This window comes from Nocardia sp. N2S4-5 (assembly GCF_044628355.1).
GTDB classification, from domain to species: Bacteria; Actinomycetota; Actinomycetes; order Mycobacteriales; family Mycobacteriaceae; genus Nocardia; species Nocardia wallacei_B.
The window spans coordinates 884,258-894,376 of the sequence record NZ_JBIUPM010000001.1; the positions used below are offsets into that span (position 1 = coordinate 884,258).

Here is a 10,119-nt window from a genome sequence, read left to right on the forward strand (position 1 = left end):
GAGAAGGATTGCGCGGCAGAGTAATTACGATCTGACCCGCCGTGACCGGACGAACTCGCGGACTCCGACGGCCGCGCGCCGGGAAATACCCACGCGGGCGCGATGGACGAAAATGTCGAAGTCGAGATCCTCGATACGATCGAGGATCTCGGAATAGAGCGTGAGCGCCGCGGACACACACGGCCGGGACCGGGGTGCGAGCAGGTCGATTCCCCTGCCGGCGTAGGTATAGATCTCGCGGGTGCGCGCGTGCTGGTCGGCGAGGGCGCGGCGGACTCGCGGATCGGTACGCCGACGTGCCTGGCACCAGTGCAGCAGGTCCCGGTCCACGCCGTGTCCGGCCAGTTCGTCGGCGGGCAGGTAGACCCGGTCGCGGGCGAGGTCCTCGTTCACGTCGCGCAGAAAGTTGGTGAGCTGGAACGCCTTTCCGAGGGCCCCGGCGTAGGGGGCGGCCTCCTCGGCCGGTGCCACGGTGCCCAGCACCGGCAGCACCTGCAAGCCGATCACCTCCGCTGAGCCGTATATATACCGGTCGAGCGCGTCGCGGCCGGGATAGTCGGTGACCGTCAGGTCCATGCGCATAGAGGCGAGGAACGAGTCGAACAGCGCGTCGGGAATGTGAAAGGCTCGTGCGGTGTGCAGGACGGCGGGCAGCACCGGGTCGGCGTCGGCGGTGCGGGTGCGGAAATGTCCGGCGAGTGTCTCCAGTCGGGCAGCGCGGTCGTCGGGGCCGGCGGTCGGGGTGATCTCGTCGAGGATGTCGTCGGCGCGGCGGGCGAACCCGTACAGCGCGTGCACGGCGGGCCGCTGGTCGGGCGCCAGTAACCGGGTCGCCAGGAAGAACGTTCTGCCGTGGCGGGCATTGAGCGTGCGGCAGGCGCGGTAGGAACGGCGTAGCCGCCGATCCGTGTGGTCGAGCACAGATGCGTTGCTGGGCATGGACTTCCGTTCAACGGGCGGGAGCGGGCAGGGACGAGGCGGCCATGGCGGCGGCAGGCCTGCGACCGGTGATCCGATCGGCGGCCAGCCGTCCGGAGATCAGGACGGGCGGGATGCCGACGCCCGGCACGGTGGAGCCGCCGGCGAGCACCACGTTGTCCAGACCGCGAATCAGGTTGGCGGGCCGGAACGGCCCGGTCTGGGCGAAGGTGTGAGCGAGAGCGAACGGGCTTCCGGCCGGCATGCCGAGGCGTGCCCAGTCCGCCGGTGTCGTGACGCGTAGCAGCTCCGCCTCCGACAGCGCGCCGGGGAGCCGGTCGCGGACGGTTGCCAGCACCTCCTCGGCGTAGCTTGCCCCGAACCTGTCCCAATTGATCGGTCCGCGAACGAGGTTCGGTGTCGGCGCCAGCACGTACAGTAGGTCCCGGCCTGGCGGGGCCAGCGCCGGATCCCCGGCGGTCGCGCGGGTTACCAGCAGCGACGGGTCCCTCATCACACGTCCGTCCCGGACGAGGTCACCGAACGTCTCGTCCCACGCCCGTCCGAACAGCAACGAATGGTGCGCTGTGCCAGGGGTACTCGCACAGCCGACGTGCAGGACCACCGCCGAGGGCGCGGCCGTCAGCCGCAGCGGGCGCCGCGACCGGTGCGCCAGCAGTCGGTAGGAGTCGGGCAGGTCTGTCGTCAGCACCACCGCGTCGCAGGCGATCCGTTCGCCCGCCTCGGTGTCGACCGCATGAACGCGAGACCCGCGGCGGTCCAGACCGGTGACCGCGGTCCGGTACCGGAAGCGGACCCCGGCGCCTTGGGCCGCGTCGGCCAAGGCGTCGGGGAGTGCGCGCATGCCTCCGCGCGGGAAGTAGACGCCGCTGACCGTGTCCATGTACGCGATCACCGCGTAGGCCGCCATCGCCTGCTTCGGCGCGACCCCCGCGTACAGCGACTGAAAGGTGAAAACGCGACGCAGGCTCGGGTCGGTGAGGTGGGCGGACACGGCTCGATCCCAGCGCCGGAAGCCGCCCAGCGCGACCAGCCGGGCGAGTGCGGGTGTCAGCATCGACAGCGGCGAATCGAAGTTCCTGGCGATGAAATGGTCGAATTCCACGCGGTAGAGCCGGGTCAGCCACTCCCGCAACCGCAGATAACCAGCCGCCTCGGCGCTGCCCGCGAAATCCGTGACCGCGGCGGCCATGCGATCGCGGTCGGCATGCACCTCCAGCTGTCGACCGTCGGCGAAATGGGCGTGGTACGCCGGATCGACGGGGTCCAGCGTCAGGCGGTCCCGCATTCGCGCACCGACGGCGGCGAATACCTCCTCGATCAGATCCGGCATCGTCAGCACCGTCGGACCGGTGTCGAGACGGTAGCCGCCGATACCCGCGCGCCCGGCTCGGCCGCCGGGCACCGCCTCTCGTTCGACCACCGTGACCGCACGGCCACGGCCGGCCAAATGCAGCGCGGTGGACAGACCGGCCAGTCCGGCTCCGACTACGACGACATGATCGGTGCGACCGGTGGTCGTGCGCATCGCGCTCCTTCGCTCAGTTCTCGCGGGCGGCACAGACCCGGGCCATGCCGTCGAGCAGGTGGCGCTGCGGCTCGGGCAGGCGGGCGGCGGCGACGAGGCGCCACGCCTCGGCGGTACGGTCGCCGATCATCTCCTCGATGTGCTCGCGCGCGCCGGTGGCGACGAGGAGCGCGCGCAGCCGGGCGATCTCGGCATCGCCCGGTTGCGGTGTGGCCAGCAGGGCGGTCAATTCCCGTCGGGCCACAGTGTCGGCCAGCTCGAGCGCGGCGACGACCACCGTGCTGGCTTTGTGCTGTCCCAGGTCGGTATCGCCGGGCTTACCCGTCACCTCCGCGGCGCCGAACGCGCCGAGAAGGTCGTCGCGGAGTTGGAACGCCTCGCCCACCGCGCGTCCGTAGCGGCCCAGCGCCGTGCGCGTCGGCTCGTCACACCCCGCCATGGCGGCGCCCATCTCCAGCGGCCGGCGCACGGTGTAGTTGCCCGACTTCGCCCGCGCTACGGCCAGCACCGCGCCGAGGCCGGGTTCGGCGCGGGCATCGTTGAGCAGGTCGGCGAACTGCCCGACCGCCAGCTCCACTCGCATAGCGTCGTATCGAGGCCACACCCGGTCCAGGGCGGCGCGGCCGATTCCGCTGTCGCGCAACATCTTCTCCGCCCATACGAGACAGATGTCGCCCACCAGCGTGGCGGCGGACTCGCCGAAACGGGACGCGTTCCCGGGCAGCGCCGCGCGCCGATGCCGGGCGGCGAAGCGCACATGGGCGGCCGGTTCGCCGCGCCGCAACTGCGCCTCGTCCATGACGTCGTCCTGTACCAGTGCGAACGCGTGCAGCAGTTCCAGCCCGGCGGCGGCGCGCAAGGCGGCCGCGTCGGCGTCGGCGCCGCACAGCCAGCCCAGGTACATGAAGGTGGAGCGCAGACACTTTCCGCGGCCGACGTATTGCCGCGCGATGTCGTCGACGGCGATGCCGTGGATGGGGGCGATGTGGTGCCGGTTCAGGAACGTCTCCAGTTCGGCGAGGACCCCGGCGCGTACCGCGCTGCGCCATCGATACACCGAGGGTGTGGTGTCGGGCGGCTCGTGTGCGAGATCGCCTGCGGGACAGGCAGTCCGGTCGGGACGGAAGCCGGCGACACTCACGAAGGCTCCTCGGATCGCGGAAACGGTCTGGTGGTGCGGGTAGCCTCAGGCTACATGAAACGATGCATAAATGATGCATCGAGCCGGGCGGATCGAGGAAAGGTGATGTGCCATGAAGTGCGTGGTCTTCGGCGCGACGGGCTATATCGGCGGTCGCCTGGTCCCCGAACTACTGGCCGCCGGGCACACCGTCCGCGTGCTCGTGCGCAGCCCCGGCAAACTGGACGAAGTGCCGTGGCGTGTCCAGGTCGAGATCGTGCGCGGCGATATCACGGTCGCCGCCGACGTACGGCGCGCGATGGCCGGGCAGGAGGTTGTCTACTACCTGGTGCACTCGCTCACGCGGTCGGACTTCGACACAGTCGATCGCGAGGCGGCGGAGTCGGTGGCGCGGGCTGCGGCGGAGGCCGGGGTGCGGCGGATCGTGTACCTGGGCGGGATCGTGCCGCCCGACCAGCGGCTGTCGCGGCACCTGGCCTCCCGAGCCGAGGTCGGACGGGTGCTGTCGGCCGGGCCGGTGCCGGCAGTGGTGCTCCGCGCGGCGGTGATCATCGGTTCGGGTTCGGCCAGTTTCGAGATGCTGCGCTACCTCACCGAGCGGCTGCCGGCGATGGTGACACCGCGCTGGGTGCGCAACGCCATTCAGCCGATCGCCGTGCGTGACGTGCTCTACTACCTGACCCGTGCCGCGGAGGTGGCCGGGCGGTTCGAGGGCAACTTCGACATCGGCGGCCCGGACGTGCTGACCTACGCGGGGATGATGCGCGGCTACGCAGCCGTGGCCGGCCTACCGCGTCGGTTGATCGTTCCCGTCCCGGTGCTGACCCCGTGGCTGTCCGCGCAGTGGGTGAACCTGGTCACGCCGGTGCCACGGTCGATCGCGGTGCCGCTGATGGAGTCGCTCGTCAACGACGTGGTCTGCGCGGATCACCGGATCGCGCAATACATTCCGGATCCGCCCCCGGGACCGACGCCGTACCGCCGGGCAGTGGAACTGGCGCTGCGGCGCATTCGCGACGTCGACGTACCGACCCGGTGGTCGGACGCGAACCTGCCGGAGGCAGCGGCGGATCCGCTGCCGACCGATCCCGAGTGGTCGGGCGGGTCGATGTATCAGGATGTGCGCGAACGAGATACGCGCGCCGATGCCCGAACGGTGTGGGCGGTGATCGAGGCGATCGGTGGCGAGAATGGATGGTATTCGTTCCCGCTCGCGTGGTCGCTGCGCGGTTGGATCGACCGTCTCGTCGGCGGCGTGGGGCTGCTGCGCGGCCGGCGCGACCCGGATCGCCTCCGGGAGGGCGATGCCCTGGATTGGTGGCGAGTGGAACGAGTCGACCGCCCCCGACTACTGCGACTGCGCGCCGAGATGCTGCTGCCCGGCCGGGCGTGGCTGGAACTGTCGGTCGAACCGGCGGGTAGCGGGGCGCGTTACCGCCAGCGTGCGCTGTTCCAGCCGCACGGCTTGGCCGGACACCTCTACTGGAAGGCCATCGCGCCCTTCCACGCCGTTATCTTCGGCGGTATGGCTCGCAACATCACCGCCACCGCCGAAGCGCCCGCCCGCTCCGGACCAGCTGCGACGGGGCGATAGCCTCACATGCCGAAGCGGGTGCGGCGGACGGCGTCGACCGCCTCGGCCGGGCCGGTCACCTCCACCTGCGCGACGCGGCGGCGGCCGAAGAGGTAAAGCAGGATCTCGCCCGGTGCTCCCGCGATACGGGCCGTGGGCTCGCCGCGCCGCGCCCGGACGGTTTCCGGCGTGCCGGTCCACTCCAGCACCAGGCCCGCGCCGCGCAGGCGGCGCGCGAGGAACCACGGCGCGCTACTTGCGTTGTGCCACAACGCCGCATCCATCGCCGGCGGGTTGGCGCGCGGCCCGCGGCCGTTGGCGCGGCGGACATCCTCGTGGTGGACGAAGAACTCGTTGAGGCTGGGAACCCGCCGCACCCAGTCGATGCGGAAGAAACCACGCGGCGGCTCCGACCGGAACATCGCCACGAGGGACCGGAAATCCCTGCGCGCCAGCCTTTTCCGGCGCCGCTCGGCGAAGCGTTCCCACGGGCCCGGGAGGACGAGCCCGGGTCCGGCGAGGGAATCGCGCTCGCGGAGTACGAGATGCGCGGCGAGATCGTGAGTCGTCCACGGCGCGAGGAGGGTCGGCGCATCGGGACCGAGCCGGTCGAGGAGGTCGGCCAGGTGTTCGCGCTCGGCCGCGTCGAAGAACGGGCCTGCCATGCGCGGAGTATAGCGGTTGCCGCCCGGCGTGGGGCCGCGGATCCAGTCGCATGGACACGATCTCTCGGGGTATCACCCGACCTGCGACGAGAGGAGTGGTCCGATGCGATTGCGGCGCAGTGCACCGTACGGCCACGGCGTGCGCCGGGTGCGGCGCGGCCGGGGCTTCCTATGTGGACGACGACGGGACGCCGGTCGATGACGCCGAAACCACCGGGCGCATCAAGGATCTCGCGATTCCGCCCGCCTGGCGGAAGGTGTGGATCTGCCCGCACCCCAATGCGCTCTCCCAGCGGGCGGCTACTGGTGTATCGCGACGGTGGCCGGTTGCGCGAGCTGCATTCCGACGACATCAACGCGCGGTTCAAGGAATTGGTCGGAAACGAGCACAGCGCCAAGGACTTCCGCACCTGGCAGGCGACGGTGCTGGCCGCCGCCGCGTTCGCCGCGACCGAGTGCCCGAACTCCCAGCGTCGCCGCAACAGCGCCGTGCGGGAGGTCATGACCGAGGTTGCCGAGGCGCTCGGCAACACTCCCACGGTGGCCCGCAATTCCTATGTCGATCCGCGGGTGATCGAGGCGTGGGAGCGCGGCGAGACGATCGAGGCCGCCGTGCGCCGGGCGCGGCGCGCCCGCACCGACGACGAGCGGCAGGCCGGTGTCGAACGGGCCGTGCTGCGTCTGCTGCGCGCGGCGGCACGCGCCTGCTGAGCGTCCCGCGCGGATGTTTACCAGGGAATACGCGGGTACTCGGGGCCTATGACCGAGATCGACAACGCGACCCGCATCGAGAGCGACTCGGTGACGGGCGACGCCGACCTGGTAACCGTTCTGAGTGCCGCACGCGCCGCGCAGCCGGCGTGGGCGAGCACACCCGCGAGCGCCCGGGCGGAGGCGATGCACGCGGCGGCGGCCGCGGTGCGCGAGCACGCGGGCGACCTGGCCGCCACGCTCGAGAGCGAGACCGGCCGCCCGGCCGACTCCGGCCGCGAGGGCGTGCTGGCCGGTGCGGGCACTCTCGACCAGTACGCCGAGCTGGGTCCTGTGCATCGCGGGAAGACCCTGCAAGGGCATTGGGACGCAACGGATTTCATGATTCCGCAGCCGCGCGGCGTCGTGCTGGCGCTGACGCCGTGGAACGATCCCGTCGCGATCGCCTCGGGACTGCTGGGCGCCGCCCTCGTGACCGGTAATACGGTGGTGCACAAGCCCAGCGAACGGTGCCCGCGCACCGGCGAGTTGTTCGGGCGGTTGCTCGCCGAGCACTTCCCGGAGGGGGTGGTGCAGACCGTCTCCGGGGACGGTCGGGTGGGCGCGGCCCTGGCCGAATCGCCGGAGGTGGACGTGATCGCGCACGTGGGCGGCAGCCGCACCGGGAGCAGCATCGCCGCGGCCGCCGCGCGCACCGGCGCGAAGGCGCTCCTGTAGAACGGCGGCAACGATCCGCTGCTGGTCGACGCGGATGTCGATCCGGTGTGGGCCGCGGAGCAGGCCGCGCTCGGGGCCTTCGCCAATGCCGGGCAGATCTGCGTCTCGGTCGAGCGGCTCTACGTGCACCGCGACGTGGCCGAGGAGTTCCTCGCCGCCCTGTGCGACCGGGCCGAGCGCTGGAACCTCGACCCGCAGCCACTGGTCGACGAGCGGTTGCGCGCCGAGGTGCACGCCCAGGTCCGCGAGGCCGTCTCCGACGGCGCGAAAACCCTTGTGGGCGGCACGATTCCGGACGGTCCCGGCAGCGTCTATCCGGCGACGGTCCTCACCGGCTGCACGCCCGCGATGCGGGTGCTGTGCGAGGAGACCTTCGGCCCCGTCGCCCCCGTGCGAGTGGTGCCCGATTTCGACACGGGCCTGCGCGAGGCCTGCGACGGCGAATACGGTTTGGCCGCCACTGTTCTCACCGGCTCACTGGAGCACGCCCAGCGAGCCTGGCGAATGCTGCCGGTCGGCACGGTGAAGGTGAACGCCGTCTTCGGCGGCGCCCCGGGCGGCGCGGCCCACCCCCGGCGCGCCTCCGGCTCCGGATACGGCTACGGCCCCGAACTCCTCGACGAAATGACCACCACGAAGGTAGTCCACCTCGAGCCCCTGCCCCCTCGCCCCTGACGCCCGCACCGGCACCCAGCGATGACGAGTTCGGTGAGTTACCCGCTGACGTCGTTGACGGGTTCGGTGAGTTGTCCGCCGACGCCGATGGCGAGTTCGATGAGCTGCGCGCCGCCGCCGATGCGGATGCGGTGAATTCCGGTGGGCGTATGAAAATCGTCGTTACCGGCGCGACGGGGAATGTCGGTACCGCGTTGGTGCGCGCGTTGACCGGAGCTGGTGACGAACTCGTGGGCATCGCCCGTCGGTTCCCGCCCGCAGGGCGGGATCAGGACGCGCAGGTGCGCTGGGTTCCCTGCGATATCGGCGATCCCAAGGCTTTTCCCGTGCTCGCCGACGCCTGCGCGGGTGCGGACGCCGTGGTTCATCTGGCCTGGGCTGTCCATCCGCGACGCACCGACCCGCCGATGTCGCGGACCAACGCCGTCGGCAGCGCGCGGGTACTGCGGGCCGCGGCCACCGCGGGAGTGCGGCAGGTGGTGTGCGCCTCCTCGGCGGCGGCCTACGCGCCCGGGCCGCGCTGGCAGCGCGCCGACGAGCGTGCACCGCTGGGCGGGGTGCCCGGCAGTGCTTACAGCCTCGCCAAGGCGTACCTCGAGACGCAGTTGGACGAGTTCGAGCGCCGGGAGCCGTCCATCCGGGTCGCCCGCATCCGGCCGTGCGGGATCGGGCAGGGCGAGGCCGCCGGTGAGCTGGCCGACTGGTTGCTGCCGCAGTGGCTGCCGCGAACGCTCCTCGGCCGCCGGTGGCTTCCGGTGCCGCTGTGGAAAGACTTGCGGCTGCAGCTCGTTCACGCCGACGATGTCGCGGCGGCGGTGGTGCTCATCCTCCGGCAGCGTGCGGCGGGCGCCTTCAATCTTGCCGCCGAACCCGTCCTACCGGCCGTGGCGCTGGCGGATTCGTTCGGCGGATTCCGCCTCCCCTGTCCCCGCCGGGCGGCCCTCGCGGTCACGCGGGCGGGCTGGCGGCTGGGCCTGCAACCCCTGCATCCCGGCTGGCTGACCCTGGCAGATCAAGCCCGTCTCGTCGACGCGGAGCGAGCCCGGCGAGACCTCGGCTGGTCGCCGCGACACGACGCCACGGCGATCTGCGCCGAACTCGCCACCGCGATGCGAACCGGTCGCCGCGGCCCTTCCGCCCCCCTCGCGCCACCACACCTCGACCTCCGCCTCGGCCGCCCAACCCATCAGTCCCAAGTCCCGCCCCCCGATAACCACCCGCACACTCGACTCGACTGACCACCGACCGCGATTAACTTCCCGCACACCGACTGACGACACGCCGCGAAAACCACCCGCGCGCCGACTGACCACACGCCGCGGTAACGGCCCGCACATCCGACTGACCACACGCCGCGGGAACGACTCGCACACCCGACTGACTACCCGCTGCGGTAACGGCCCGCGCGCCCACGCCCACGACATCTCGGCGGAGATGGGTTTGCCCGGGACCGTCGGCGGTAGTCGGAGCGTGGGGCCATCGTGGACAGGTTCGGGCCCGGCAGTGCAACGGCGGCATCGAGGACGAAAGCGACGTGCTGATGACCGAAGTCGAAATCCGGATCCCGGCACCGGCGAGCGCGGTATTCGACGTGCTCGCCGACGGGTGGTCCTACACCAATTGGGTGGTGGGCGCGTCCCACATTCGCGATGTCGACAGCGAATGGCCCGCGCCGGGCGCACGCATCCACCACAGCGTGGGACCGTGGCCGCTGCTGATCAGCGATACCACCGTCGTCTTGGCCGCCGACCCGCCACACAGTCTCGACTTGGAGGCGCGGCTGTGGCCGTTCGGCGCGGCGACGATCCACCTGGAGTTGGCGGAAGTCGAGGACGGCGTCACCGCGGTCCGGATGGCCGAGTGCGCCTCGGCGGGCCTGGGCCGGTTCGCCCCCGAGCCGGCGCAAGCACTGCTGTTGCGGCCGCGCAACAAGGAGTCACTCGACCGGCTCGCCGATCTCGTACTCGGTAAATACCGGGATTGATTGCGTCGGTTCCGGTGTGCGCCACCAGGTAACTGCGTGGGCCCCGCGCTGCGGCGGGCATAAGAGACCGCTGAGTCGCACTCGACTTCGGCTACATTTCAGCATTCACCCTGCTGCGCACTCCGGATGTCAACTATGGGCGTCCGCGTCTCGGTGCCCGTCCGCTCCGATGGATTGAGAAGCGGG

Annotated in this window: 7 protein-coding genes and 2 pseudogenes; 5 read left to right on the forward strand and 4 right to left on the reverse strand. The window is 71.2% G+C overall.

Going from position 1 to position 10,119, the window contains the following annotated elements:
• Positions 1-24 precede the first annotated feature (24 nt).
• The 3 genes from ACFMRZ_RS03985 to ACFMRZ_RS03995 are packed head-to-tail and all read right to left on the reverse strand — an operon-like array spanning position 25 to position 3,524.
• Positions 25-939: a phytoene/squalene synthase family protein gene (locus tag ACFMRZ_RS03985; RefSeq protein ID WP_400177956.1), complete on the reverse strand. Its 915-nt coding sequence runs from the start codon at positions 937-939 to the stop codon at positions 25-27.
• A 10-nt stretch (positions 940-949) separates the two neighbouring features.
• Positions 950-2,467, reverse strand: a complete 1,518-nt coding sequence (gene crtI / locus ACFMRZ_RS03990; protein ID WP_400177957.1) for a phytoene desaturase family protein — start codon at positions 2,465-2,467, stop codon at positions 950-952.
• A 13-nt stretch (positions 2,468-2,480) separates the two neighbouring features.
• Positions 2,481-3,524, reverse strand: a complete 1,044-nt coding sequence (locus tag ACFMRZ_RS03995; protein ID WP_400182761.1) for a polyprenyl synthetase family protein — start codon at positions 3,522-3,524, stop codon at positions 2,481-2,483.
• 196 nt (positions 3,525-3,720) lie between these two features.
• On the opposite strand from ACFMRZ_RS03995, the gene ACFMRZ_RS04000 reads away from it, so the two are divergent.
• Positions 3,721-5,202, forward strand: coding sequence for an SDR family oxidoreductase (locus ACFMRZ_RS04000; RefSeq protein WP_400177958.1), 1,482 nt, complete (start codon positions 3,721-3,723; stop codon positions 5,200-5,202).
• A gap of 2 nt (positions 5,203-5,204) precedes the next feature.
• Here the strand turns inward: ACFMRZ_RS04000 and ACFMRZ_RS04005 are convergent, their stop codons facing one another.
• Positions 5,205-5,846 carry a TIGR03085 family metal-binding protein gene (locus tag ACFMRZ_RS04005; RefSeq protein WP_400177959.1) on the reverse strand — a complete coding sequence of 214 codons (642 nt, stop codon included), beginning with the start codon at positions 5,844-5,846 and terminating at the stop codon, positions 5,205-5,207.
• A gap of 103 nt (positions 5,847-5,949) precedes the next feature.
• On the opposite strand from ACFMRZ_RS04005, the pseudogene ACFMRZ_RS04010 reads away from it, so the two are divergent.
• The 4 genes and pseudogenes from ACFMRZ_RS04010 to ACFMRZ_RS04025 all read left to right on the forward strand — a co-directional run bounded on the left by ACFMRZ_RS04010 (position 5,950) and on the right by ACFMRZ_RS04025 (position 9,933).
• Positions 5,950-6,557, forward strand: a pseudogene (locus tag ACFMRZ_RS04010) (hypothetical protein).
• A 48-nt stretch (positions 6,558-6,605) separates the two neighbouring features.
• Positions 6,606-7,949 (forward strand): annotated as a pseudogene (locus ACFMRZ_RS04015) (aldehyde dehydrogenase family protein).
• Between the two features lie 149 nt (positions 7,950-8,098).
• Entirely contained in the window at positions 8,099-9,187 is a 1,089-nt protein-coding gene (locus ACFMRZ_RS04020; RefSeq protein ID WP_400177960.1) for an NAD-dependent epimerase/dehydratase family protein, read from the forward strand.
• A 302-nt stretch (positions 9,188-9,489) separates the two neighbouring features.
• Positions 9,490-9,933 (forward strand): SRPBCC family protein, encoded by a 444-nt coding sequence (locus ACFMRZ_RS04025; RefSeq protein WP_400177961.1) that lies wholly within the window; start codon positions 9,490-9,492, stop codon positions 9,931-9,933.
• Positions 9,934-10,119 lie beyond the last annotated feature (186 nt).